This is a genomic window from Acinetobacter sp. ABJ-A23_2 (genome assembly GCF_044538765.1).
Lineage (GTDB): Bacteria > Pseudomonadota > Gammaproteobacteria > Pseudomonadales > Moraxellaceae > Acinetobacter > Acinetobacter nosocomialis_A.
This window is the reverse complement of record NZ_JBIUCP010000020.1, coordinates 1-25968: the sequence shown is the minus strand read 5'-3', so window position 1 is coordinate 25968 and position 25968 is coordinate 1. Positions and strand designations below refer to the sequence as shown.

The window sequence follows — 25968 nt, the reverse complement described above, 5'->3', positions numbered from 1 at the left end:
AGCATTCTCTTATTCAAGACAATGCTCACTCCACTCATTAAAGAACCGCTGCTAGTTCAGCGCCTTGACGAATTGCACGTTTAGCATCCAACTCACCTGCTTCTTTAGCACCACCAATCAAATGAACATTTTTGCCATCTGCTTTTAATTGGTCATACATAGCAGTAAATGATTCTTGACCCGCACAAATCACCACGTTATCAACCTCAAGTACTGTTGGTTTTCCATCAACAGTAATATGAAGACCTTGATCATCGACTTTGTCATACTGTACGCCTGCCAACATTTTCACATTTCTGTTCTTAAGACCTGCACGGTGAATCCAACCAGTCGTTTTACCTAGTCCCGCACCAACTGAAGAAGCTTTACGCTGTAACAAATAGATTTCTCGTTCAGAAGCTTCAACTTTCGGCTGCTTTAAACCACCAACATGCTCATAGTGAGTATCAATCCCCCATTCTTCATAGAACTTTTCAGGATTTAAACTGCCACTTTCACCTTCATGGATTAGGTACTCAGCTGTATCAAAACCAATACCCCCTGCACCAATAATGGCAACACGCTGACCTACCGGTACACGCTCTTTAAGCACTTGTAAGTAGCTCAACACTTTTGGATGATCAATACCTTCAAATTGCAATTGACGAGGCGTTACGCCCGTTGCAACTACAATCTCATCGAAGCCTGATTGACTTAACTCTTCATAAGTTGCCTTATGATTTAATACAAGCTCAATGTTTGGGCGTAATTCAATTTGACGATTAAAATAACGTAGTGTTTCGTAGAACTCTTCTTTACCTGGTACAGTTTTAGCGATATTAAACTGACCACCAATTTGATGGCTTGCTTCAAAGATTTTAACTTGATGTCCGCGATCAGCTGCATATACAGCAAAACTGAGACCTGCTGGTCCTGCACCAATGACAGCGATATTCTTCTGATTTTGAGCTTCTTTAAAAATCAGTTCAGTTTCATAACATGCACGAGGGTTAACTAGACATGTTGCGATTTTCATAGAGAAAATGTGATCAAGACAGGCTTGGTTACAGCCAATACATGTATTGATTTCATCACTACGACCTTCACTGGCTTTTAGAACAAACTCAGGATCTGCAAGCATTGGACGTGCCATTGAAACCATATCTGCATGACCCGATGCTAATACATGCTCAGCCATTTCAGGTGTATTAATACGGTTTGAGGTAATTAATGGAACTGAAACTTCGCCTTTTAATTTTTCGGTGACCCAAGTAAATGCAGCTCTTGGTACTTTTGTGGCAATTGTTGGAATACGGGCTTCATGCCAGCCAATACCCGTATTAATAATGGTAGCGCCTGCTTTTTCAATCGCTTTAGCAAGCTGAATCACTTCTTCTAAAGTAGAGCCGCCTTCAACCAAATCAAGCATTGATAATCGGTAAATAATAATAAAGTTTTCACCAACTATTTCACGTGTGCGTTTTACGATCTCAATAGGAAAACGAATGCGGTTTTCATAGCTACCACCCCATTCATCGTCACGATGGTTTGTTCTAGCTGCAATAAATTCGTTAATTAAATACCCTTCAGAGCCCATAATTTCAACGCCGTCATAGCCGGCATATTGAGCAAGCTTCGCACAGTTTGCAAAGTCATCAATGGTTTGTTGAACCTCAGCAGAAGTCATTGCTTTAGGTTTAATTGGGTTAATTGGTGCTTGAATTGCCGAAGGTGCAACAATTTCTGGCTGATAAGAATATCGGCCTGTATGTAATATTTGTAATGCAATCTTTCCGCCAGCAGCATGGACCGCTTCGGTAATGACTTTATGTTTTTCGGCTTCTTCTGTGCTATCCAACTTAGAAGCATGAGCAAAGGTTAAACCTGCTTCATTTGGCGCAATACCACCGGTTACGATTAATCCTACATCCCCTTTAGCACGTTCCGCATAAAAAGCCGCCATGCGCTCATAACCACCGGGCGCCTCTTCTAGACCAACGTGCATAGACCCCATCAATACGCGATTTTTTAATGTCGTAAAACCTAAATCTAATGGTTTTAATAAATGTGGATATAACGACATAACAACTCCTTGGCTTGCTAATCTGCTTGCTTAATGCAACTTGTTGCACAAATTTATAATCAAATTTTGACTTTTATGCAACATGTTGCATAATCTTATGAGTCACACTTTACTTTTGCTTACAAACGGATTGCCATGTCACTTCCTCATGTTTTACTGACCAGCTTATTAGAACGACCAAGTACAGGCTTTGAACTTGCCCGCCGTTTTGACCGTTCTATGGGCTTTTTCTGGAATGCCACACATCAACAAATTTATCGTGAACTCAATAACATGCTTAAAAAAGGCTGGGTCTCTACTTTAGAAAATGAGATGGATAGTGGCCGAAAAAAAACTTATCAGGTCGAACAACTTGGCCGTATAGAACTCGCTTCATGGATGACACAGCAAAGTGAACCTGCACAGCTTAGAGATGACTTAATGGTAAGATTGCGTGCTGAGGCGCAATTGAGCAATAATCAAATATTACCCGAACTGTTACGACATCTTGGTTTACACCAAGAAAAGCTCAAGCTTTACCAAAGTATTTACGATAAAGATTTTAAAGATAGCGATGACTTGAATGATCGAGTGCTATATATCCACAAAATGATTTTGGAACTTGGTATTACCATGGAAACTGAGTGGATTAAATGGTTAGAACAAGTCATTCCTCAATTAAAACTTTTTGCTCAAGATAACGTATCTGGAGAATAACCATGCCGTATTACACCATGCTCGATCAGGAAAGTTTATTTGTACGCCGTGTTGGTCGTGGTGAACCGGTATTAGTATTATCTGGCTTAGGTATGCAGAGTTGGCAATGGCTACCGTTTATCTATGCAAATCGCAAAGAATATGAGTTCATTATTCCTGACTGGCGTGGTTTTGGCGGTTCAAAAAATTGTGCAATTCCCGACCAAGATGCCATATCAAGTCACTGGCAAGATGTTGCTCATTTAATTGAGCAATTAAAACTTGAGAACTTTATTTTAATGGGTTACTCAATGGGTGCCACTACTGCAATGCATGGCATGAAGCATGCCCATCTCGCACAGCAGTTAAAAGCGTATTTACACATAGATCAGACACCAAAAATATCTGTAGATTCGACATGGCAATATGGTTTATTCGGCCCTTTACATGCCCAATTCAAACAACTACTCAATGATATTTATCAATTATTATCAAAGCACAAAAATGCTAAGTATCTTTATGAATTAGCGCTTCCAGACCGCCAAGAACTAGTACGTTTATGGGTAGATTTTATTGAATTGCAAAGTAGCAATCCATTTAGTCCTTTTGTTTTTAAAACTGCATTAAAACAACCATTTTTACAGAAGTATTTATTACCGATTCAACGATTAGACTATTTATTTTGGTATGTCGAAAATTATCTTTTTCACAATGAAGATTATCGTGAAGCACTTCAGCAACTACAGTGTCCAACAACTTTCTTTATTGGGCGTAATTCGACACTCTATCCAGAAACGGGGCAAACACTAATTGCACATAGTGTCGAACATGCAAAAACAATTTATTTTGAGCGTTCAGGCCACACGCCATTATTAACCGAGCCAAAAAAATTCGGTCATGAAATCACGACGTTCTTGTCTGAGCTTAAACAAGCTTCGTAAAATAAAAAAAGGATCTGCTAAAACAGATCCTTTTTTAAACCTACAATTCATTAAGCAGAATGAGCTAACTCATTTGCTTTTAATTGTTCAGCAACACTTAATAAAAGTTGTTCAGTTTTATCCCATCCTAAACAACCATCTGTCACTGACTGACCATAAGTCATTTCACATGAAATCTTCTGGTTACCATCAACTAAATGACTTTCAATCATGACACCCTTCACCTGAGTTTTTAAGCGTTCAGCAACGATTTGCTGCAAAACCTCTGGCTGACGCAAAGGGTCTTTACCACTGTTGCCATGACTACAGTCAATGACTAAGGCAGGAAGATTTTGTTTATGTTTTTCACGTATTGCCTGAATTGAAGCTAAATCATAATTAGGACCATGATTCGCTCCACGCAAAATTAAATGTGGCAATGGGTTACCAGCACTCTGAATGACAGAAGGTAAACCTTGCTGATTCATACCTAGAAACTGGTGCTCATTTTGTGCCGACTGAATAGCATCTAAAGCAATTTGAATTGAGCCATCTGTACCATTCTTGAAACCAATACTGTATGGCATGTGACTTGAGATTTCACGGTGAATTTGAGACTCGCTGGTACGAGCACCAATTGCGCCCCAAGCCAACAAATCATCAAAATAACCCGTTGCCATTGGACTTAAAATTTCGCTCGCAATCGGCAAACCCTTTTCAATAATTTGTAAATAAAGCTCACGTGATTTTTCTAAACCTAATTGTAGATTAGATGATCCATCAAGATTTGGATCATACATATAACCTTTCCAACCTACAGTTGTACGCGGCTTTTCAATATAAGCACGCATTACAATGAATATTTGATCTTTTACTTTTTCTTGTAATTTTTGCAGTTTTTCTGCGTATTCAAGAACCGCAACTGGGTCATGAATTGAACATGGTCCTGTAATAACCATTAAGCGCTGATCTTTACCAGCTAGAATATTTTGAATAATTTGACGGTGTTCTGCAATTTGACGTGCGAAGGTCTGCACAAGCGGATATTTAGCTTTTAACTGGACAGGCAAACTAACTGGTGTTTCTTTTGTATTACTTTGAGTTAGTAGAGTATTTAAAGCATTCATTGGTCTTTTCCTTTGGACTGAAACCGAATCAGTCCGATCATTTATTTGAGCGTTTTGGATCTATTCGTTGGCAAAGGTAGGCAAAAGTAAAACCAATAAAAGTTGCTAAAGTATGAATAAGTCATGTTGTTCATTTTGAGTTCCTCGATTTGAAAAAGATAAAGCATAAAAAAACCTGATCGGGGTTGCCGATCAGGTATTAACTGTGATGGGCAACTTTCGTGCCCGAATACGCTCAGGCAACTATCTAAATTGCCAGAAATAAAAGTAAGCGTTAGAATTCACAGATTGATTTAACATCTTTATCTCAAATATTAAAAAATGTTCCTTAAATCTAAAATACGCATTGTTGATGAGTTTGACAAGTATTTTTTGCGAAAATATTTCTTATTTTTCACTTAAAACTTAACTGACCACTTTCATAATTAACGAATTAATCCTTGCGGCTGTAAAATAATCAAACTTGCACCACAAAGCACAATAAAGCCACCTAAAATATCCCATCTCGTTAAAGCAACCTGATCTACAAAACGCAGCCACATCAGCGCAGTAAAAATATAAATACCACCATAGGCCGCATAAATTCGTCCAGAGGCTGCTGGATGTAATGTAAGTAACCAGACAAAGACAGCTAAACTTAAGACTGTCGGCAACCACAACCAAGCGGACTTCCCTTCTTTTAGAATAAGATAAGGAAAGTAACACCCTAAAATCTCAGCGATTGCAGTAATAATAAATAACCCGAACACACTGAGTATTCGGGTTATAGAAAGACTATCAATTAACATAAATTAAGCTGGTTCTGCCGTATGGTGATCTTCAAAAACTTCAAGTTTTAGGCCAACTGCTTTGCCATCTTCTTTCTTCACTGATACCGCCACATTACCGCCATGATCTGCAAGTTCACCAAACAAAATCATTTCAGCTAATGGTTTCTTCAAGTGTTCTTGAATAAGACGTTGCATTGGGCGAGCACCCATTAAACGGTCATAACCATTGGTTGCTAACCAGTCACGCGCACTTTGATCTACATCTAGAACTACACGTTTTTCATCTAGCTGTGCTTGTAATTCTGTTAAGAACTTATCAACTACAGATTCAATCACTGTGGTTGGTAAAGCTTTAAACTGAATAACACTGTCTAAACGGTTACGAAACTCCGGTGAGAATGCACGTTTCATTGCTTCTTGATTGTCCGAGCTATGGTCTTGCTCGGTAAATCCAATGCTTGCACGAGAAATACTTTCTGCACCAATGTTTGTAGTCAATACAATAATGACATTTCTGAAGTCTGACTTACGGCCATTATTATCAGTCAACGCACCATGATCCATGATTTGCAACAACAGGTTAAACACATCAGGATGTGCTTTCTCAATTTCATCCAGTAATAAAACACAATGTGGATTTTTATGGATCGCATCTGTGAGCAAACCACCTTGATCATAACCTACATAACCCGGAGGAGCACCAATTAAGCGAGAAACAGCATGACGTTCCATATATTCAGACATATCGAAACGAACAAGCTCAACGCCTAACAATTTCGCTAATTGCTTAGTGACTTCAGTTTTACCAACACCCGTCGGACCAGCAAATACAAAGCTACCAACAGGCTTGTCTGGTGATTTCAAACCAGCACGTGACAACTTGATTGCAGAAGCCAATGCAGTGATTGCTTCGTCTTGACCAAAAACAACACGTTTTAGGTCACGCTCAAGATTTTCAAGTACTGATTTATCATCTTTAGACACAGTCTTAGGCGGAATACGCGCAATTTTAGAAACGATGTCTTCAATATTTTCAACAGTAATTAAGCTGTCTTCACTTTCTGCTTTTAAGCGGCGCTGTGCACCTGCTTCATCAATGACATCAATTGCTTTATCTGGCAAGAAACGATCATTAATAAATTTCGCAGAAAGCTCAACCGCAGAAACCAAAGCTTTGTCGTCATACTGTACGTGGTGGAAATCTTCAAACTTAGTTTTCAAGCCACGTAAAATATCAATAGTTTCAGAAATGCTTGGTTCATTTACATCAATTTTTTGGAAACGACGAGATAACGCATGATCCTTTTCAAATACCTGACGATATTCTTGGAAAGTAGTTGAACCGATGCAACGTAAAGTACCATTTGCCAAAGCTGGTTTAATGAGATTCGATGCATCCATAGTACTGCCCATACTTGAGCCAGCGCCAATGATCATATGAATTTCATCAATGAATAAAATCGCGTTTGGATTTTTCTTCAAAGCATTCAGCAATTGTTTTAAACGTTTTTCAAAATCACCACGGTATTTTGTACCCGCGACCAATGCACCAATGTCGAGGCTATAGACTTCTGCATTGCTTAGTGGTTTTGGTGCTTTACCATTTACAATGAGCCATGCAAGGCCTTCTGCAATTGAAGTTTTACCTACACCTGGATCACCCACTAGTAATGGGTTGTTTTTACGACGGCGGCAAAGAATTTGTGCTGTACGCTCAATTTCTTTTTCACGACCAATGAGTGGGTCTGTTTTTCCTTTTTGCGCTTCAACATTTAAATTGAGCGTATAAAGTTCCAATGGCCCAGCATTGCCTGAGTTGCTTTCACCCTCAATGTCTTCAACTTCTTCTTCAACCTGAACTTCGTCTTTACGTGTCCCATGAGACAAGTATTGAGTCAAAGTCAAACGATTAATTTGATGACGTTTAAGTAAATAAACAGCAAAAGAATCACGCTCTGAGTACATTGCGACCAAAACATCCGCACCTTCGACAGTACGATCACCACCACTTGATTGCACGTGGAAAATTGCACGTTGCAAAATGCGGTCAAAACTTTCTGTTGGATGTGGAGCTTGCTCGCTATTTTCGCCAAGCTTAGGAGTATGTTGTTCTACATATTCTTCTAATTCTTTACGTAAAGAAACAATATCAGCTCCGCATGCCTTTAATGCATTCACAGCCGAATCGTTATCGAGTAAGGCTAATAGTAAGTGTTCAACTGTAAGAAACTCATGTCTCTTTTGACGAGCCATGCTAACAGCCAAACGTAATGATACTTCTAATTGACGACTGAGCATGTGACCCCCTTATGCTTTAGGCTCAATCTGGCAAAGTAATGGATGACCTTGCGATCGAGCGTAATTATTAACAAGGTTTGCCTTGGTTTCCGCGATGTCTCTTGGATATACCCCGGCAGTACCTTTACCTTCATAGTGTACTGTTAGCATTACTTGAGTTGCTTGGTCAAGATTCATTGCAAAGTATTGTTGTAAAATTTCAATTACAAAGTCCATTGGCGTGTAATCGTCGTTCAATAATACTACTGCATATAAGGGTGGACGCTTGAGTTCGGGAGGTGCTGTTTGAACAACAACCTCTCCGTCATGATCTTCGTTTTGCGAATCACTTAAGCGTGGATTGAAGTGCCAATCGACATAGCCAGACTGCTGAAAAGAAGCCTTAATATCTTTTAAATTTGTTTGACGCTTATTTGTTCGCATATGATGTTACTATTGTGAATTTGCTTCAGCTTGAGGAATTTCTGCAACAAAAGCAGAAGGTGTTTCGACAGGTTTACCACGCTGCCAACTAAAACGTTTAATTACTGGTGTCTCAGAACCACCTGTTAAACGCACTTCAATATATTGAGGTGTAAAGCCCTTAGGCATGGTCCAACGGCCAGTCAAACGCTCAAAATCAGTGAAGTTAAAGTTCTTATCTTCAAGTGGCACAACCAAGACTTCAGTATCTTTAATCAGTCTTATTTCAACTGAACCTGAAGCACGGCGTTTGCTTGGGCTAACTTGCACCAGATCAAGCTGATATTCATAAGCATTTTCTGGTAGTGGTTTAATTGCCAAATCCTGAATGGTTAAGCTTAAACCACCACGTTGTCTTAAAATTTCACGGTAGATATTACTCATACCTTGTTGTTGTGTTTTATCAGCATTGGCTTGATTAAGTGCTGTAAACAAGTCATTCGCATTTGTAACAGCAACATCACGCTCTTGTACAGCAGCATTCAGGCTTTTGTTGACTGCATCTAACGCTGTTTTTTGTTTTTGCACCACTTCAACCAATTGCTCTGCATCTGCATCGTAACCTACAACAGTTAAACCTTGACGGTGCCCAATTGTATAGCCGAGCGCAAAACAACCACTCATTAAAATAGCAGCACCAATAAACAAAGGCTTATTGGTGTTTAAAAATTTTTTCTTTTGCAACGAACTTTCTACAGAAGTCGTCTGTTCCGAGTTTTGCATCGTCATCTCAGTGTTTAAGATCAGAGTCAAGACACACATTTAAATCGAAATTTAAATGTGTGTGAAGCAAAAAAGAGTTTTTTATGGTAATAAACCAATCCCTTGTAAGCCTTCGTCTTCATTAAAGCCAAACATAAGGTTCATATTTTGTACAGCTTGACCAGATGCACCTTTTACAAGATTATCTTGAGCCGCCAAAATAATGAGTTTATTTGGTTGTGGTTTATATAAAGCAATACGTAATTCATTTGCTCCACGCACACTGCGTGTTTCAGGTGAACTATTCGCAGGCATGACATCCACAAATTTTTCATTTGCATAGAAGTTTTCATACAAAGCTTGTAAGTCTGCTTGCTTACCTGCCTCAGTCAAGTCCACATAAATTGTACTCAACATACCGCGAATCATTGGTACCAAATGCGGTACAAATAAAAGACTATCAAACCCACCTTTTTGCCCAGCAATATTTTCTAATGCTTCGACAATCTCTGGATGGTGACGGTGACCTGCAACACCATACGCTTTAAAGTTATCGGCATTTTCACTGTAAATCATGCCTAAGCTTGCTTTACGGCCAGCACCAGAAACACCTGATTTTGCATCAATAATAATATTCTTGGTTTCAATCAATGCTTGTGCAGATTTTAAAAGTGGAGCCAAACCTAATTGAACAGTTGTTGGGTAACAACCTGGATTACCAATGACTTGAGCCTGTTTAATTTTTTCACGATTTAACTCAGTTAAACCATAAACAGAATCTTTTAGTACGTCTGGGCACGTATGTTCCATGCCATACCATTTTTCAAACTGTTCAAGATTTTGCAAACGAAAGTCCGCTGCCAAATCAATAACTTTGGTCCCTGCTTCGATCAAATCTTTTGCATGCTGCATCGCAACACCATGTGGGGTCGCAAAGAATACAACATCACATTCTTTTAATGCATCAATGTTTAAATCTGAAAATTGAAGATCTGTATGCCCACGTAAGTTTGGGAACATATCAGCAACTGGTTTGCCTGCTTCTGTACGTGAAGTCAGAACTCGAACCTGCGCTTTTGGATGTCGTAATAAAATACGTAATAGTTCAACGCCTGTATAACCAGTTCCACCAACAATTCCGACAGAAATCACGTGCATTACCTCAAATATTGAATCTATACTTGCGGTAGTATGACAGGATGTCCAGGCTTACAAAACCATTTCATGCTTGGTAATTTTAATTTTTTTATTTTTTAGCGTTAATTACATAGCACTTGCTGGTCTGTCAGAACCAAACAAATATCAGTAAATAAATACCAGATCCATTTTTGGAGAGCTAGGATGCTTGATCAATCAAAACAAACAAAGTTGTGCACTTATCTCGGCCTTAGTACTTTAATTTTAAGCGTAGCCCTTGTTGGATGTGGTGGTGGCAGTAGTAGCGGAGGTTCATCTAGTACCCCAACACCAACTGTGCCAACTCCTGAAGTTATGACAGATTTTACGCTTAAAACCCCTGTCGAAATGCGCAATGTTCAACTCAAAGTCTATGACAATACCGACAATAGTATTTTGATTGATACCCAAGTTGCCAGTTTAACAAGTTATAATATTAAACTTCCAAGTACCAAGTTGAATCGGCTTTATCGAGTAGAAGTCACAACTCAAGCTTCATCTCAAGTATTTGATCCAATTAATTCTAAATATGAGAGTATTTCTGGCGTCTACCACGCTTTTATTACCCCAAGTTCAATAAGTAATAAAACTCAACTGATTAGTCCAAGTTCAGAAGCAATTTATCAACGCGCTGTAATCCGATCAGGACAACTTCCACAAGAAACGATAGATCCAACCCGTATTGAACAATCACATGTTGATTTGGCTTCTCAAGATGTTTACAACGCCCTTATTAGCGCGTTTAAAGATGCTGCCATTCCAAGCTTAAGCCCAGCTAGCCCACTGACTGTGCTAAATTTATTACAGTATTCAACAAAGCAACCAAGTAGTTATGTAGATAGCTATCTGAGCTTTGGATATTTACAATATTGGAATACGATTCATGGCAATGTGAATACTTATCAAGAACTGACTAATAGCCTTGCAACCGATTTAAAAGATGGATATTTAGACGGCAAAAAACTTATTGGTGACAATACAAGCATGACACCTATTTTTAGCCCATCGCCAGATAATATTGACCCTGTAAAAAATACGCTTTTGGACATTGCAGCCAATCAAAAAGCAACTCGTGATTATTTTGCTACCAATTTAAAAGCTGCCACATTGCAATTAGCAGATTCACAAAGTCAGTCCAGTTTAGATCAAACTGGATATGCTCTTTTGCAGAAAAAACTCTATTCTGGTGTTGTGCCTTCTGGAAATACGACTGACTTTTTCCGTATAGATGGTGCGGGTGATTACCGACGTGCTGTTGGTTTTAGTGGTACTACGGCGACTTGTAATGGTTCGGCTTATCCGTGTAAACAAGGTTTAACCAGCATCAATATAGCTGACCCTAAACTCCCAGCCACAGACTATTTAGTCGGTCACTATGAAAACAGCGCATCGGGCTGCCAACTTAATTTCCGTGCAAATGGCCAAATTGAGTTAATTCAAGGCTCACAAAGTTATCGTTCTGCTTTGAGTGCAGATAGTACAGACAACTTACTGCAAACAGACGCTGCAAGTTATAGTTACTTACTTAACTCAAGCTCATCTGAACCCAACAATTCAACACAGCAATATAATTTTATACAGCTACATATTAAAGCGAACAAAATTGTTAGTGCTCAAGCAGGCCTCGATAGCCGCAAAGCACCGGATGTATTACAGACAATACAATTAGAATGTAGCTTTAACTAAGCTGTGACATACCACCACGCAGGCAATGGATTACCTTTTAATTGTCTGCGATGCTGCATATAGTGAGGGTCGAACTTTGCAACTTCGGCCCAAAATGCAGGGCTATGGTCGAAGTGTTTGGTGTGTGCTAACTCATGAATACAAACATAACGGGTAATTTGGGCTGGCATAAGAACCAGTCCTGCATGCAACATAATATTATGCTGACTACTACAACTTCCCCAACGTGTTTTAGGACGTCGAATTGCACATTCGGCATAACTTAACCGTGTTTTTTGACTAAGTTCTGACAAAAGAAGTGGCAACTCTTGTTTGGCATAAGCAATCACAGCATTTTGTAAAGCTTGATAAGGTTGTTGATCTTTAATAAATAAATAATTATTTTCCCAATCAAATTGAAAAATACGATGTTGCTTTTGTACCACAATTTGAAAAGGCTGTTCTCTATTGAAAAAAGAAATTTCTGAAGGAATCTTAAACGACGTAGACTGAACGTGTTGCTGTTTACTCCACGTCTCGATCAGCCATTGTTCAGACTGCGCCAAAAACTGCTGAATTTGTTTCTTACTACAAAATAACGGTACAGTCAGTCGTATAGACGCAGGCTCAACACGTAAGCGCAATTTTCTTGCCCTTACGTGACGAACAATTTTAATTTCTGGCATTTCCACAGACATTACTGTGCAGTACGCTCTTCAATACCATTATTTGTCGCAACAATTGCAATTGTTGCAGGGTTTAACGCAAAAATACCGTTAGTCACAACACCCGGAATATTATTGATGGTCTTTTCCAAATCAATTGCGTTTAAGATGTTCAAATTAAATACATCTAAAATCACATTACCATTGTCTGTTACTACACCTTCACGATAAACCGGATCACCGCCTAAGCTGACCAATTTACGAGCTACAGCAGAGCGCGCCATTGGAATCACTTCTACTGGTAATGGGAAATCACGACCAAGTTGATCAACCCATTTCGAATCATCAACGATACATACAAATTTTTTAGCAATTGAAGCTACAATTTTTTCACGAGTTAATGCTGCGCCGCCGCCTTTAATCATATGCATGTGACGATCAATCTCATCTGCACCGTCAACATAAGCATCAAGGCTGCCTACATGGTTCATATCAACCACTTCAATACCTAATTTTTTAAGACGATCTGCTGTTGCTTGCGAACTTGCCACAGCTGCCTCTAATTGTAGTTCAGGTAATAAATCAATTAAAAAATTTACAGTACTTCCAGTTCCTACCCCCAAAATGCCACCTTTGGGTAAGTGTTTTAAAGCAGCTTTAGCAGCAGCTTGTTTCTTTTCATCTTGGGTTGCATATAGGCTCATTACATCACTCAACTATTTTTTGACATTTATGCGCCAATAATCGGCGCAAATGCACAAGGGTTTGCTACAATAATTTCCTATTTTAAACTGTTATAGGGAAGATGAACATGCTGTCTCGTGTGGTACGACAAATTTTACAAGCAACGGTTTATGATGTTGCAATTGAAACACCTCTCGAAGCAGCTCCACGAATTAGTCAAAAATTAAATAATACAATTCGTTTTAAGCGTGAAGATTTACAACCTGTTTTTTCTTTTAAATTACGCGGTGCTTATAACCGTATTAGTCAAATACCGAAAGATCAACTTGAGCGTGGTGTAATCTGTGCATCTGCAGGCAACCATGCGCAAGGCGTGGCATTGTCTGGTCAACGTTTAGGCATTCCTGCAATTATTGTTATGCCAAGTACAACTCCTGACATTAAAGTTCAAGCAGTTAAACGCTTGGGTGGTCAAGTTGTATTACATGGTGATAGTTTTGATGTAGCAAATAAATACGCTCAGCAACGTGCCGAAGTTGAAGGTCTTGTATTCATTCCACCCTATGACGATGAACTTGTTATTGCTGGTCAAGGCACCATTGCAAATGAAATCTTACGTCAATGGCGTGATGTAGAATATGTGTTTGTTGCTGTAGGTGGTGGTGGTCTAATTTCAGGCGTAGCAGCTTATCTTGGTGAAGTTGCACCCCATGTGAAAATTATTGGCGTTGAATATGAAGAGTCTGCTTGCTTAAAAGCAGCACTAGAAGCAAATGAACGTGTAATTTTGCCACATGTAGGCTTATTTGCAGACGGTACTGCTGTTGCACAAATTGGTGCTTTGCCGTTTGATATTATTCGTCTTCGCAAATCTGATAACTCAGGTCCAATTGTTGACCCAGACATTGTGACTGTAAATACAGATGAAATCTGTGCTGCAATTAAAGATACTTTTGATGAAAACCGTAGCATTGTTGAACCATCAGGTGCAATGGCGTTAGCGGGTATTAAAAAATATGTAGCTGAGCATAAAATTAGCGGTAAAAACATGGTGTCGATTGTTTGTGGTGCCAACATGAACTTTGACCGCTTACGTTACATTGCAGAGCGTACTGAGCTCGGTGAACAGCGCGAGGCAATTTATGCAGTTACACTTTCTGAAGAAAAAGGTGCATTCTTAGGTTTCTGCCGTGCCCTACAAGGCCGCAATATTACCGAGTTTAACTACCGCGCAAATAACACAGAAGAAGCACAAGTTTTTGTGGGTATTAGCTTAAAAGGTGGTGACGCCGAACGTCATGAAATTTTAGAGCAGCTTAAACAGCAAAATTATGTTGTCGATGATTTATCTGATGATGAAGTTGCTAAATTGCATATTCGTTACTTAATTGGTGGTCATGCCAATCTGGATGATGAAAGATTGTTCCGTGTTGAATTCCCTGAACGTCCGGGCGCATTACTCACCTTCTTAACTCGTTTAGGTCCAACCCACAATATTACCCTGTTCCATTACCGTAACCACGGTGCTGCTGAAGGTCGTGTATTGGTTGGCTTACAAGCCACAGATGCCAAACAAAATCCAGATGGCTTAATTGAAACCCTAGAGCAAATTAGCTATCCATATGCAGAAATTACTGACAATGTGGGCTATAAGCGTTTCTTAAAATAATCTCTGATTTTGATAAAAAAGCTGACAAATTTGTCGGCTTTTTTATTATTTAAGCCCAATATTTTCTATATTTACATTGCTTCTCTTTATCTCAAAGAAAATATCATTAAAAATAAAGCCCTAATTAAGTATAAAAGGTTATTTATGGCACAGTTCGCGGTCATCGGCTTGGGAAGTTTTGGAGCAACAGTTGCTCAAGAACTCACAAAATTAAATCATGATGTTATTGGCATTGATACAGTCAAAAAGAATGTTGAGAATCTTGCCGATGTTTTAACTCATGCTGTCATTGCTGATGCTACAGATGAACATGTACTAGATGAATTAAACATTCAAAATTGTGATGCGGTTGTTGTTGCAATTGGTGAAGATATTGAAGCCAGTATTTTATGTGTGCTGAATTTAAAAAATCTCGGTATTGATAAAATTTGGGTAAAAGCAAAAACCAAAGCCCACCACACCATTTTATCTCACCTTAATATCAACAAAATCATTCATCCTGAAGAAGATATGGGCGTACGTGTTGCTCAAGCACTCAATTACCCAATGGTAAGTCGGTACATGTCTTTAGATGATGATCACTATATTGTGAAAATTGACATTCCAGAGAAATTGAATGGCATTAATTTGTATGGGATTATGCAGCAAGCACCACAAGTTAAAACGCTACTTGTAAAACGAAAGCAGCAGATTTTATTTGAAACTGAAGAGACTTTTACTTTACAAACGCATGATATTCTTATTTTAGAAGGACATTTACAGCAACTTAAAAAACTCTCTAATTGTTTCCTATAAAAACGAACCAAAAATATGTCTCTTAAGCCCAAACCACATAAAACACTAAATTTAAGTCCACCTTCTCTTTTAGCGCTGGGCTTTCTAGGCTTTATTGTCTTTGGCACATTATTGCTTAAACTTCCAATTGCCAATAACGGACATGTGAGCTGGATGGATGCACTGTTTACGGCAACCTCAGCAGTTACCATTACTGGATTATCTGTTTTAAATATTCATGAATCTTTTACACTTTTTGGGCAAGTCATTATTTTATTACTAATTCAGTCCGGTGGTTTAGGCTTTATGACTTTTGCCATTTTGGCCGCACTAAGCCTTTCGCCTAAAATTGGTCTTAAACAGCAAATGATGGCCCAAGACAGCCTTGGCCAAACCAGTTTATCAAAAGTGACTTTTGTGGCTAAAGGAGTTGTGACCTACACTCTCCTATTTGAACTGATTGGAATAGTCATTCTCACGTGCGCATTTACGCCTGCTTTTGGCTTCGCTCGTGGTTTGTATTATGCAATGTTTTATAGTATCTCTTCGTTTAATAATGCCGGTTTTTCATTATTTAATAACAGTTTAATGGGTTTTCAAAACAACTATGTGATCTGTCTTACGGTGAGTTTGCTTTATACAATAGGTGGACTTGGTTTTTTAGTTCTCATGGACATTAAACAGAATAAAAAATGGAAAAAACTTAGCCCAAACAGCAAACTGATTTTAACGACTATTGCCATTATTAATTTAGTCGCTTTTATTTTAATTTGGGCTATGGAAGCACAAAACCCTCACACATTAGGCATGCTAAGCGTAGGTGATCAAGCTTTACATGCTTGGTTTCAAGCGACTGTTCCGCGATCTTCCGGGTTTAACACCATTGATACAGGAGCAATGACCAATAGTAGCTCTTTGCTTATGATGCTACTGATGTTCATTGGTGGTGGTTCGTTAAGCACTGCTGGCGGTATAAAAGTGGGTACTTTTGTTATATTAGTTTTAAGTGTACTGTCCTTTTTAAGACGTACCGATGAAATCAGGGTTTTCAATCATTCTGTTTCCCACGAAACCACTTATAAGGCCTTAGCAGTTACCGCGATTACCAGCATACTCATATTTATTGGGTTCTTTATACTTTTGCTTTTAGAACCGAAAGCCGACTTTATGAACTTATTATTTGAAGCGGTATCGGCAGCATGCACAGTTGGGCTGTCTCGAGGGATTACACCAGACTTACATAATGGTAGCTTGTTTATCTTAAGTCTACTTATGTTTGCAGGAAGACTTGGACCGTTAACACTGGCATATTTAATCGCTACTCCTAAAAAGAGTCGTCTCAAACATCCTCAGGCCAACATTCAAATTGGTTAATAAAAAAGCCGCTGTAAAAAGCGGCTTTTTTATAGGCTTCGAACTTAGTACCAGTTCATGAGTGAAACACCCAAACCTGCATAAGTTGCACGGTGGTTATAGTCAATTAAGCTTTCACCATATCCATTAAATAGCTGGAAGTGACCACGCAACTTACCACTGATTGGAAATGCCCAGTCAAACTGAACCGCACCATGAGAGTCATCACCACCTTTTAAAGAGTGACGTAGCATTAGCGAGAAGTCATTGTCTTTCCACTTATAAAAAGCGGTTAAATCACCTCGACCAATATAATCTTCAATATCAGGGTTGTTATCATCTTTACTTGCTTCGTTAATACGTACCCAAGGACGAAGCATTACGGCAAAATTACCGCGCTCTAAGCCCACATTAAAGATGACACGGTTCCAGCTACGAGATAAGGGATCTGAACGACCATTTGACTGGTGATTTAAAGTTACACCTAATAAACGACCATCTAAACCAAGCAACTCATAGTTTGTTCTAAACATTAAGCTTGCTTCAGGCTCATAATTCGTTTCACGGAAAGGACGAGATTCTTCAGAGTTAAATGTCTGCCAACGTGATGATTGAGTATAACCCACCCATAAATCACCATTGTTACCGAAAATATTTTCCCAAGCTTTCGTTTTTAAAGAAATTTGAAATTTAGTTTCCGTAGATTTCAAATCTTGAGCTTCTTTAACAGTGTTATTGGGATTTGGGCTACTTGGAAATTCATTTTTATCGCTGGTCCAAAATACAGGCAGCAAATAGACAGGCTGATAAGCTCGAATGTTCCAAACACCAAGTTTACTTTTTTCAGATAACTCCCAACGTTGATCTAATAAAGAAGTAGTAGGTTCAATTTTTGGAGCCTTCCCTATTACTTTAATATTACTAACTGTATCTACAACCTTCTCTTTAAATGTTTCAGGCTGAACAGCAGGTTTATCAATTTTTTTAACAGGCTCTGGTACTGCTGCAGCTTGAACAGCCGGTAAAGCTGAGGGCTTAAATACAGAGTCATAACAAGCTAGGCGATCAGCATTTGAAGCAAGGGCAACACATGCATCTACGGTCGCAGGTTTTACAGGGGCTAAGGTGTCAGCATATGCCACCGACGCACATAAACAGCTAAGCAGGGTTCCCATACTTAGCTGTAATGATGTGCGTTCAAATTGTCTGAACGCCATGTTCATCTCCAATTTTTATTTTAATTAACTTGTTTAATCGTAAAGCCCAGTTGTTGCAATTCATCACGTTTTGCAAAAGGTGCAACCACAGCTTTTACAGGTGTTTGTTCAATTAAATATTGACGCGCGACACGTTGTAAGTCTTCTAAAGTCACATGCAATAATCTTTCACGTAATGTACGACGGAAAGTTGGAGTTCTTGCATGTAACAGTGCATAACATGCTGTAATTGCTTCACCGGCTGGTGAACCAGGTTTGTCCATACTCGCCACCAAACCAAGAATTGCTTCTTCAAGCTGATGAGGTTGTTGCTCTGTATTTAACAACCATTGCACGCTTGCTTCAAAGTCTTTAAACGTCTCAGCTAAACGTGGGTCACGGTAACTAAAGAAACGGAATGAACATGCATTTCCATCATAACTAGCACCGCCACCATAAGCACCACCTTTTTCACGAATAGCACTGTGCAAGAAACCATTACGCAAGTAGGCTGCCAACACCATTAAAGGCGCAGCATCTGGATGAGATACGTCCACAGCTTGATATGCTGAAGCACAGAACTGAACATTGGTTTGAATTAACCATGCTTCATGTTCATTATCGTTTTCTTGCTCAACTAGAGTTAACTCAGTCGCTGCTGTATCAACGTTTAGCTTATCCCAAACATTCTGAATTTCTTCAACTAAACGCTCTGACTGATGCTCTTCACATACCAACAAGAACTGTTTAGGTGCTTGCAATAATTTGGTATGGATATGCTTCAATTCAGCAATAAGTGCATCATAAGCGCCATCGTCTTGGGTAATTTTAGTAACAAGCTCACCTAACCAATTTAATGCACCTAAACCAGTGTTTTGATAGTCGCGTTGAGCTAATGCACTCATGTTACGAGAAGCAATTTGCATCGCATAACTATGGCCCGCGCCCGACAAACGAGACTGCCAGCGTGTCTTACGTTGCTGTAACAACTCAATAATTCGCTCTTTCTCATCAAAACGAAGTTGTTCAAATGCTAATTTTAATAAATGAATCGCATCGAACTTCTGAGTTAAAGATTTAGTCGTTAAAGTTAACCAAGCACTAATTTTGTCTTTATCATCAACCTTACTACGTAGCGAAGCACCCATTCCTAAACCACCACTTACAGCTGTTTGTAAGTTTTGTAGTTCAAGATAGTCATACTCACCTGCACCAACCTCTCCCATTAAAATAGAGAGCAAATTGAAGTATGGTGATTTAACCACATCATCAGGAATCTGAATGAGGACTTGTTGATAGTAAATACCATTCGTTCCAGCATGATACAAATTCAACGGCGTATCCATTCGATTACAAATAATTTCACGCAATTGACCTTGTACAATATGCAAGTCAGCTGGAACGTCTTCTAGACCTACTTTTGGTAACAGCTCAAGATTGTCTGGTGTATCTTGACGTTCTTGTAATGCTTTGGTTTTAGCAATGATTTCTGCTTTGTCTTCTTCAGTAAGCTTTTCACCAATCGCAGCTAAACGTGTTTTTTCAGCTTCTTGCTCTTTTACTGACTTGGTTGCATCCGGTACTAAAGTCATTTGTACACGGTGCGGGTTATCTAACAAATGTGTTTGAATCAGATTAGATAACCACATTGGGTCTTGAAGTTCTTCTTTGACCTGAGCAATCGCACTGTCAACATCCCAAATCTGAATTGGGTCATTATGGTGAATAGCGCCACTTAAACCATTTAAAATTAGGCTTAAACCATACGGCGTACCATCACCATTAATTTCACGTTGATGCAACTCGATTTGATGCAAAATCGCATCAACTAAAGCCGAATCAATTGGTTTTGCAGCCACTTCACGTAAAATGTTTAAAACACCATCTTTAAAGCTTTCTGCATACTCTGGGTTTGAACCTTGAACACCACAGTAGAATGTCATTTCAAAGTTACTGTCATCTACGCCCATTAATGGACCAGTTGACTGAGCATAACCACAAGTTTCTAAATAATGACGTAGTGGCGACGCTGAGTTTTCAAGTAAAACACCTTCGACCAACCGCATACCTAGACGTAGTTTGATATCACTCGCTTGTGGTAATAACCAAGACAATACATGGTAAGTTTTATCTTTTAAATCATCGCCATCAACAGCATAGTTTTCTGTAACTTCTACAGGTGCTGTTAAACGTTTTTCTGGTTTTGAATATAAAGTTGTGCCCGCAGCAAACTTATGTAGAGCTAGTTTTTCAAATTGCTCTTGTAACTCATACGCCGTTTGGTTACCGAAAGTCATAAATACCGCATTACTTGGATGGTAATGAGTTTTATAAAATTCGACTAACTGTTCATACGTTAAGTCAGGAATATCTTTTGGATCACCACCTGAGTTGTAGTGATATGTAGTTTCAGGGAATAGATGATGAGCCAACTGGTGATAAAGCTGATCAGACGGCGCACTCATCGCACCTTTCATTTCATTGAACACTACGCCTTTATATACAGGCTGATCATTTTCAAGTTCAATACGAATACCTTCTTGAGCAAAATCAAGAGGATTTAAATTTGCTGAAAAAGCAGCATCTAGATAAACAGAGAGTAAGTTTTGGAAATCTTTCTTATTTTGTGTTGCAAACGGATATGCTGTCCAATCTGCTGCTGTAAACGCGTTCATAAATGTATTTAATGAACGGCGAATCATTAAAAAGAATGGGTCACGTACAGGAAACTTTTCAGAACCACATAAAGCGGTATGCTCTAAAATATGTGCAGTTCCTTTAGAGTCCATCGGTTGTGTTCTGAACGCAACAAGGAATACATTTTCATCATAATCAGTTGCCAAGTGATAATGCACCGCACCTGTGACTTTATGCTTATATTCAGACACTAAAATATCTAATGCTTCAACATGGTGCTGACGTAGCAACTGAAACGCAGGGTGAACAGTTTGAGAAATGGTTTCAGTGACATCTACAGTCATGTGATCTCCTAACATATCGGATAAGTGAATAAGTCTCATTATAGCCTGAGTCGGCTTGAGATTGGCGAACAAAAGCCAAGTAAAATACTATGTTTTTGTTGAGTATTAGTTTTCATAGGCATAGCTTTGATATCAAGCACATAGCCCGCATCATTGTATCCTAGCAGAACAAAACCTTTTAATACTATCTATATCCTATACAACAAATAAAAAAGCTCATCATTTCGATGAGCTTTTTTGATATTTTTTTAATTAAAAACGATAGCGAAGAGCAACTTGTGCATTTAATGGGTCACCCATCATGTTTGAATCATTTGCTCCACTATGACCTGAAACAAAATAATCGCGATCAAACAAGTTATTTAAGTTCAAGTTCACATCATAACGTTCACTTTGATAACCTAAGGCCGCATTCACAACTGCATAACCTGGTAAAACGTTTTTGTTATCTGGTGCACTAAAGCGCGATGATTCACCACGACCACCTACAGCCGCATACCAATGATCATTAATTTGATATTTTAACCACAGGTTAGCAGTGTTGTTTGGTGTAAGCGCTGAGTGATTCCCCGTAAATCCAATAGTCGACTTTTCAATCTTACCATCCATATAAGAATAGCCAGCTAGCACTGACAACTGATCAGTCAACTGACCTGTTAACGAGAGTTCAACACCTTTAGTTTTTTGCTCACCCGCTAACAGTGCTTGATTTGGATTAGCCGGATCTTGGTTTTGAATATTAGTTTGGCTCATTTCAAACAAAGCCAATGTCACATTCAATTGATCATTTACATCCCACTTCGCACCCACCTCATAATTTTCAGTTTTTGTGGGACTTAAATCAGCACTATTTGTATATAAAACAAATGAATCAGCTAAAGGTTGGAAAGAACGGTTATAAGAAGTATAAAGTGAAAGATTGTTTACTGGCTGATAAACCAATCCGATTCGTGGAGAATAGGTGTTATCAGTTCTATTTAATATTTGAGACTTCACTTTATCATTGCGATCTTGAGATAGATTGTCATAACGTAAACCAACTAAAACTTTAAGCTGGTCTGTCACTGTCATTAAGTCTTGCAGATACACGCCGTAGTTTTCAAAGGTATTGCTATTGTTATTACGCGCAACTGTTGTTCCGGTATTAATAGGTGCCCAGTACTCTAATTTAGGATCATATAAATCAGTGGTTGTTTTAGCACCTTGCCAAAGTATCTCATCTTTATGCTGCTTACTATATTCAGCACCAATTAAGGTATTGTGCTTTAAGAAACCTGTATTAAATAAAGCGCTCAACTCTTGCTGAACATACACACCATCTTCATTACGCAAGCGTTTATTTTGAGTCAAAGTAATTTTTGATTTATCAGCAGGATGCGTATCAACACTATATTGACGGTCTAATGAGTAGTTATAGTGGCGAACTGCACCATGATATTTGAGTTGATCATTAAACTCATGATCCAAACTTATAGTTTGACTTGAGATTTCAGTGTCAACATCCCCGACTTCTTTACCGTTTAATGCACCATAAAAAGTTTTAGGATTTGTCTTAACAGGTTTACCTGTAATTGGATCTGTCGGGAAGCCTTGATCAGCTAAACGATCATCATGCAAATAGTCAGCCTGAAGTAAAAGTTTAGTTTTATCGCTAATATCCCACTGTACTGATGGAGCCAGCGCCTGACGTTTTAAAAAGGCCTGATCACGATAACCATCTGAATCTTCAACTGCGCCAGTTAAACGAACCTTAACATTCTCTGCGACTTTTTCATTCACATCGACTTCTGCACGGCGTTGACCTGTAGTACCACCAATCAAGCTCACTTCACGCAAAGATTGATCCATTGGTTTTTTATTAATTTTATTGACCAAACCACCCGCTGAACCACGTCCATAAAGTACGGAAGCAGGTCCTTTTAGTACCTCAACTCGCTCAACATTCGACATATCACGAAAATACAATGCATCATCGCGAATACCATCTACATAATTATCTGTGATTGCTGAGAAACCGCGAATCATGACTTGATCACGCTGTCCATCACCGACACTAAAGCTCAAACCAGCAACGTTTTGCAAGGCACCTTGCATAGAGGTCACAGTCTGCTCTCTTAGAATTTGCTTAGGTACGACATTTACAATTTGAGGAACATCTTTTAATTGCATAAGTCCTTTAGTTGCACTTGATGCTTGTCCCACTTCTTGTTTTAAACTGATTTCCTTGTCAGCTTTGACTGAAATTGTTGGAAGGTTGGTTACCGCCTGAGAGTCTGTATCTGCAGCATATACTTGGCCTGTTATAACCCCAACTGATGAAATAAATAAAATAGAACGTTTCATGTAAGTTCGCTATGAATAATTTCAGGCGAAGTTTCAATGAAATACTATACGTTTGTAAATATTATCAAGAATCATTATTAATTGATAATATTTATTAAAAAGAATATTTCAATTGCTTAGGCAAACAATAAAACTCTGCTAGCCGCTGAATTACCTGAATTTTATTCAACAAACTACAGCAAATGTGAGCAATGGTGTAAACTTATCGATCTGATTTTTTATTCTGTGACAACACATATGGCAACTGTAGATCTTTTTGCAATTGGTAATGCATTAATCGACCAAGAATTTAAAGTGTCTGATGATTTTCTTAGTCAGCAAGGCTTACAAAAAGGCACAATGCAGTTGTCTGATGGTGAAACACAATCTGCTTTATATGAAAATTTAAAGCAAACTCAAGATTACAAAGGCCAAGCAAGTGGCGGCTCTGCTGCGAACACAACTGTAGCCTTTAGTGCATTAGGTGGTAGCGCTTTTTATGGCTGTCGTGTTGGTCATGATCAATTAGGTGAAATTTACCTACAAGGTCTAAATGATGCAGGCATCCAAACCACGCCAAAGTCAATCAGTGAAGGTGTAACAGGTACCTGTATGGTACTTATTAGCCCAGACTCTGAGCGTACCATGCATACCTATTTAGGTATTACGGCTGAACTCTCTCAAGATCAAATCGATTTTGAGCCACTTAAAACAGCAAAATGGCTTTATATTGAAGGTTATCTTTCTACAAGTGAAACAGCTCGTAAAGCAGTAAAACAAGCTCGAGAAATTGCAAAAGCTAACGGTGTTAAAATCGCTTTATCTTTATCAGACCCAGCAATGGTTCAATATGCCCGTGAAGGCTTAGAAGAACTTATGGATGATGGTGTAGATTTATTGTTCTGTAATGAGCAAGAAGCTTTAATGTATACCAATACCGCTACAGTTGAAGATGCTCTCACTCAATTGCGTTTTAAAAACCATACTGTTGTGATTACACAAAGTGCAAAAGGTGCTCTAGTTGCAAACCCAACTCAACATTTCCATGTACCAGGCCGTCACGTCGAAGCTGTAGATACAAATGGTGCTGGTGATGCTTTTGCGGGTGCATTCCTTTATGCATTAAACCATCATGAAGACTTAACTGCTGCTGCACAGTTAGCCATCTTAATTTCGAGTGAAGTTGTGTCTCAATTTGGTCCTCGTTTAGCCATTAATGACTATGCTAAACTTCTCGAAAATTTTCAGAAGGAATGTGCTTGAAATGGAAAGGATCTGTATGACGGAAGAAGTTCCTGAGCGTGAAGCTAGAGCTTTTGACACTTTACAAGGAACGACTATTTTCATTACACAGCGTGATGGCTCATTCTATGCCTATCAGAATTTATGCCCACATTTGCAAACCGAACTTGAATATTTAGAAAATCAATTTCTAGACCAAGACAAAGAATATATTCAATGCTCTACTCACGGTGCTTTATTTAACGTGGAAACGGGCGAATGTATTTCAGGTCCTTGTTTAGGTGATTTTTTAAATAAAGTTGAGATTAAAGTACATTCAGATGGCGGTATTTATATCGTAGACTGAGATCATCAACATTAGAGTTTCTACCATGGCTGATTTCTTTTTTAATTATTATCTTATGCCATTTCATTTAAGTGTTGTGGCTTTGATATTGCTCAGCGTGGTAGAAACCATTGGTATGTATATAGGGTTACGACCAAGCCAACTCCTAAAAAAAATTGCACCAGATTGGCTTACTAACTCACCTCTATTTAATGTTAAATTTTCTAAAGCTCTAATTTTTGTTTTTTTACTTATTAATTTCAGTTTTGCTGGCTATTTCTTACAGCTTTCTTTCTTTGCTATACAGCATTACTTTATTACCCCGTTTTACTTAATTATTCCTGCACTGGTCATCGCAATCTTTTTTACAGTGTTCATGATCCATTGTCTTGACCAAGTGATTAAACCCAAACTTACGCATACCAATTACAATCTATTAGGGCGATTAGCCACTATTTCCAGTGGTAGTGCCAGACCCGGTTTTTCAGCTCAAGCACGTGTACGTGATGAGTTCGGTCAATTACACTATGTACAAGTTGAACCAGAATTTGGTGAGTTAGAACTATATTCTCAAGTGATTCTTATTAAAGTTCATAAAAGCCATTACGTTGCCAAGAAAATTTCTCTCTCAAACGATCTTTTCGCTCCTGATTAATTATTTTTAATTTCTGTAGTCTTTTATCGCTTTTTACAGGCTTTATTACTTCTCTCTATCCTATTATTTTCTTTAATTAAAATTAATCCAACTATTTTAGTTTGAAATAAAATCACCTTTATTATATCCAACCATTTTAATCAGAATTAAATTTAACCATACCATTTTAATCAACTTAATATATTTATTTACAAGTGTTTTAGTTGGATTTAATAATTAATTCAAACTATTTTAGTAAGATATTT

Annotated in this window: 21 protein-coding genes; 9 read left to right on the top strand and 12 right to left on the bottom strand. The window is 38.5% G+C overall.

Going from position 1 to position 25968, the window contains the following annotated elements; all coding sequences use genetic code 11:
• Positions 1-37 precede the first annotated feature (37 nt).
• A complete protein-coding gene (locus ACH63V_RS08885; protein WP_396463287.1) occupies positions 38-2062 on the bottom strand; it encodes an FAD-dependent oxidoreductase in 2025 nt (674 codons plus the stop codon).
• 135 nt (positions 2063-2197) lie between these two features.
• Here ACH63V_RS08885 and ACH63V_RS08880 point away from each other — a divergent pair, with 135 nt between their 5' ends.
• Together ACH63V_RS08880 and ACH63V_RS08875 are read left to right on the top strand one after the other, a co-directional pair.
• Positions 2198-2758 (top strand): PadR family transcriptional regulator, encoded by a 561-nt coding sequence (locus ACH63V_RS08880; protein WP_000056573.1) that lies wholly within the window; start codon positions 2198-2200, stop codon positions 2756-2758.
• Between the two features lie 2 nt (positions 2759-2760).
• Positions 2761-3678 (top strand): alpha/beta fold hydrolase, encoded by a 918-nt coding sequence (locus ACH63V_RS08875; protein WP_396463286.1) that lies wholly within the window; start codon positions 2761-2763, stop codon positions 3676-3678.
• A gap of 50 nt (positions 3679-3728) precedes the next feature.
• On the opposite strand, the gene ACH63V_RS08870 is transcribed toward ACH63V_RS08875, so the two are convergent.
• The 6 genes from ACH63V_RS08870 to argC all read right to left on the bottom strand — a co-directional run bounded on the left by ACH63V_RS08870 (position 3729) and on the right by argC (position 10174).
• Complete coding sequence (locus tag ACH63V_RS08870) at positions 3729-4784, bottom strand: 3-deoxy-7-phosphoheptulonate synthase (protein ID WP_263613846.1); 1056 nt, start codon at positions 4782-4784, stop codon at positions 3729-3731.
• A gap of 425 nt (positions 4785-5209) precedes the next feature.
• The gene (locus tag ACH63V_RS08865; protein WP_107972808.1) at positions 5210-5572 is read right to left on the bottom strand and encodes a YnfA family protein; all 363 of its coding nucleotides are present in this window, start codon (positions 5570-5572) and stop codon (positions 5210-5212) included.
• Between the two features lie 3 nt (positions 5573-5575).
• Positions 5576-7852 carry an ATP-dependent Clp protease ATP-binding subunit ClpA gene (gene clpA / locus ACH63V_RS08860; RefSeq protein ID WP_263613848.1) on the bottom strand — a complete coding sequence of 759 codons (2277 nt, stop codon included), beginning with the start codon at positions 7850-7852 and terminating at the stop codon, positions 5576-5578.
• 9 nt (positions 7853-7861) lie between these two features.
• The gene (gene clpS, locus ACH63V_RS08855) at positions 7862-8275 is read right to left on the bottom strand and encodes an ATP-dependent Clp protease adapter ClpS (protein ID WP_001260033.1); all 414 of its coding nucleotides are present in this window, start codon (positions 8273-8275) and stop codon (positions 7862-7864) included.
• Between the two features lie 9 nt (positions 8276-8284).
• Positions 8285-9043, bottom strand: a complete 759-nt coding sequence (locus ACH63V_RS08850; RefSeq protein WP_263614982.1) for a DUF6776 family protein — start codon at positions 9041-9043, stop codon at positions 8285-8287.
• Positions 9044-9118: 75 nt separating this feature from the next.
• The gene (gene argC, locus ACH63V_RS08845; protein WP_396463285.1) at positions 9119-10174 is read right to left on the bottom strand and encodes an N-acetyl-gamma-glutamyl-phosphate reductase; all 1056 of its coding nucleotides are present in this window, start codon (positions 10172-10174) and stop codon (positions 9119-9121) included.
• 183 nt (positions 10175-10357) lie between these two features.
• On the opposite strand from argC, the gene ACH63V_RS08840 reads away from it, so the two are divergent.
• Positions 10358-11878, top strand: coding sequence for a hypothetical protein (locus ACH63V_RS08840; RefSeq protein ID WP_396463284.1), 1521 nt, complete (start codon positions 10358-10360; stop codon positions 11876-11878).
• Here the strand turns inward: ACH63V_RS08840 and ACH63V_RS08835 are convergent.
• Both ACH63V_RS08835 and rpiA read right to left on the bottom strand, forming a co-directional pair.
• A complete protein-coding gene (locus ACH63V_RS08835) occupies positions 11875-12555 on the bottom strand; it encodes a SprT family zinc-dependent metalloprotease (RefSeq protein ID WP_396463283.1) in 681 nt (226 codons plus the stop codon). The two genes, ACH63V_RS08840 and ACH63V_RS08835, sit on opposite strands and share 4 nt — an antisense overlap.
• Positions 12555-13226, bottom strand: a complete 672-nt coding sequence (gene rpiA / locus ACH63V_RS08830; protein ID WP_000061060.1) for a ribose-5-phosphate isomerase RpiA — start codon at positions 13224-13226, stop codon at positions 12555-12557. The genes ACH63V_RS08835 and rpiA overlap by 1 nt, the downstream gene beginning before the upstream one ends.
• A 101-nt stretch (positions 13227-13327) precedes the next feature.
• Here rpiA and ilvA point away from each other — a divergent pair, with 101 nt between their 5' ends.
• The 3 genes from ilvA to ACH63V_RS08815 all read left to right on the top strand — a co-directional run bounded on the left by ilvA (position 13328) and on the right by ACH63V_RS08815 (position 17023).
• Positions 13328-14875: a threonine ammonia-lyase, biosynthetic gene (gene ilvA, locus ACH63V_RS08825; RefSeq protein ID WP_171063662.1), complete on the top strand. Its 1548-nt coding sequence runs from the start codon at positions 13328-13330 to the stop codon at positions 14873-14875.
• A gap of 144 nt (positions 14876-15019) precedes the next feature.
• On the top strand, positions 15020-15670 hold the full coding sequence (locus ACH63V_RS08820; RefSeq protein WP_311070804.1) for a TrkA family potassium uptake protein: 651 nt from the start codon (positions 15020-15022) through the stop codon (positions 15668-15670).
• Positions 15671-15685: 15 nt separating this feature from the next.
• Positions 15686-17023 (top strand): TrkH family potassium uptake protein, encoded by a 1338-nt coding sequence (locus ACH63V_RS08815; protein ID WP_396463282.1) that lies wholly within the window; start codon positions 15686-15688, stop codon positions 17021-17023.
• Between the two features lie 44 nt (positions 17024-17067).
• Here ACH63V_RS08815 and ACH63V_RS08810 read toward each other — a convergent pair whose 3' ends face one another.
• From ACH63V_RS08810 to ACH63V_RS08800, 3 genes are all read right to left on the bottom strand, one after another.
• Positions 17068-18219: a phospholipase A gene (locus ACH63V_RS08810; protein ID WP_263613854.1), complete on the bottom strand. Its 1152-nt coding sequence runs from the start codon at positions 18217-18219 to the stop codon at positions 17068-17070.
• 20 nt (positions 18220-18239) lie between these two features.
• Positions 18240-21179: an insulinase family protein gene (locus ACH63V_RS08805; protein ID WP_396463281.1), complete on the bottom strand. Its 2940-nt coding sequence runs from the start codon at positions 21177-21179 to the stop codon at positions 18240-18242.
• A 252-nt stretch (positions 21180-21431) separates the two neighbouring features.
• Positions 21432-23522, bottom strand: a complete 2091-nt coding sequence (locus ACH63V_RS08800) for a TonB-dependent receptor (protein WP_396463280.1) — start codon at positions 23520-23522, stop codon at positions 21432-21434.
• Positions 23523-23759: 237 nt separating this feature from the next.
• Here ACH63V_RS08800 and ACH63V_RS08795 point away from each other — a divergent pair, with 237 nt between their 5' ends.
• The 3 genes from ACH63V_RS08795 to ACH63V_RS08785 are packed head-to-tail and all read left to right on the top strand — an operon-like array spanning position 23760 to position 25723.
• Positions 23760-24764, top strand: coding sequence for an adenosine kinase (locus tag ACH63V_RS08795; protein WP_233929883.1), 1005 nt, complete (start codon positions 23760-23762; stop codon positions 24762-24764).
• Positions 24765-24780: 16 nt separating this feature from the next.
• The gene (locus tag ACH63V_RS08790) at positions 24781-25089 is read left to right on the top strand and encodes a Rieske (2Fe-2S) protein (protein ID WP_002050689.1); all 309 of its coding nucleotides are present in this window, start codon (positions 24781-24783) and stop codon (positions 25087-25089) included.
• Positions 25090-25114: 25 nt separating this feature from the next.
• Complete coding sequence (locus ACH63V_RS08785; protein ID WP_396463279.1) at positions 25115-25723, top strand: OB-fold-containig protein; 609 nt, start codon at positions 25115-25117, stop codon at positions 25721-25723.
• Positions 25724-25968 lie beyond the last annotated feature (245 nt).

Excerpts from the sequence above, each read along its gene's own strand:
- ACH63V_RS08835 (WP_396463283.1), bottom strand. The coding sequence starts at position 12,555 with ATGTCTGTGGAAATGCCAGAAATTAAAATTGTTCGTCACGTAAGGGCA.
- ACH63V_RS08800 (WP_396463280.1), bottom strand. The coding sequence starts at position 23,522 with ATGAAACGTTCTATTTTATTTATTTCATCAGTTGGGGTTATAACAGGC.
- ACH63V_RS08885 (WP_396463287.1), bottom strand. The coding sequence starts at position 2,062 with ATGTCGTTATATCCACATTTATTAAAACCATTAGATTTAGGTTTTACG.
- ACH63V_RS08815 (WP_396463282.1), top strand. The coding sequence starts at position 15,686 with ATGTCTCTTAAGCCCAAACCACATAAAACACTAAATTTAAGTCCACCT.
- clpS (WP_001260033.1), bottom strand. The coding sequence starts at position 8,275 with ATGCGAACAAATAAGCGTCAAACAAATTTAAAAGATATTAAGGCTTCT.
- ACH63V_RS08850 (WP_263614982.1), bottom strand. The coding sequence starts at position 9,043 with ATGACGATGCAAAACTCGGAACAGACGACTTCTGTAGAAAGTTCGTTG.
- rpiA (WP_000061060.1), bottom strand. The coding sequence starts at position 13,226 with ATGAGCCTATATGCAACCCAAGATGAAAAGAAACAAGCTGCTGCTAAA.
- ACH63V_RS08880 (WP_000056573.1), top strand. The coding sequence starts at position 2,198 with ATGTCACTTCCTCATGTTTTACTGACCAGCTTATTAGAACGACCAAGT.
- ACH63V_RS08805 (WP_396463281.1), bottom strand. The coding sequence starts at position 21,179 with ATGACTGTAGATGTCACTGAAACCATTTCTCAAACTGTTCACCCTGCG.
- ACH63V_RS08875 (WP_396463286.1), top strand. The coding sequence starts at position 2,761 with ATGCCGTATTACACCATGCTCGATCAGGAAAGTTTATTTGTACGCCGT.
- argC (WP_396463285.1), bottom strand. The coding sequence starts at position 10,174 with ATGCACGTGATTTCTGTCGGAATTGTTGGTGGAACTGGTTATACAGGC.
- ACH63V_RS08840 (WP_396463284.1), top strand. The coding sequence starts at position 10,358 with ATGCTTGATCAATCAAAACAAACAAAGTTGTGCACTTATCTCGGCCTT.
- ACH63V_RS08870 (WP_263613846.1), bottom strand. The coding sequence starts at position 4,784 with ATGAATGCTTTAAATACTCTACTAACTCAAAGTAATACAAAAGAAACA.
- clpA (WP_263613848.1), bottom strand. The coding sequence starts at position 7,852 with ATGCTCAGTCGTCAATTAGAAGTATCATTACGTTTGGCTGTTAGCATG.
- ACH63V_RS08865 (WP_107972808.1), bottom strand. The coding sequence starts at position 5,572 with ATGTTAATTGATAGTCTTTCTATAACCCGAATACTCAGTGTGTTCGGG.
- ilvA (WP_171063662.1), top strand. The coding sequence starts at position 13,328 with ATGAACATGCTGTCTCGTGTGGTACGACAAATTTTACAAGCAACGGTT.
- ACH63V_RS08790 (WP_002050689.1), top strand. The coding sequence starts at position 24,781 with ATGACGGAAGAAGTTCCTGAGCGTGAAGCTAGAGCTTTTGACACTTTA.
- ACH63V_RS08810 (WP_263613854.1), bottom strand. The coding sequence starts at position 18,219 with ATGGCGTTCAGACAATTTGAACGCACATCATTACAGCTAAGTATGGGA.
- ACH63V_RS08795 (WP_233929883.1), top strand. The coding sequence starts at position 23,760 with ATGGCAACTGTAGATCTTTTTGCAATTGGTAATGCATTAATCGACCAA.
- ACH63V_RS08820 (WP_311070804.1), top strand. The coding sequence starts at position 15,020 with ATGGCACAGTTCGCGGTCATCGGCTTGGGAAGTTTTGGAGCAACAGTT.
- ACH63V_RS08785 (WP_396463279.1), top strand. The coding sequence starts at position 25,115 with ATGGCTGATTTCTTTTTTAATTATTATCTTATGCCATTTCATTTAAGT.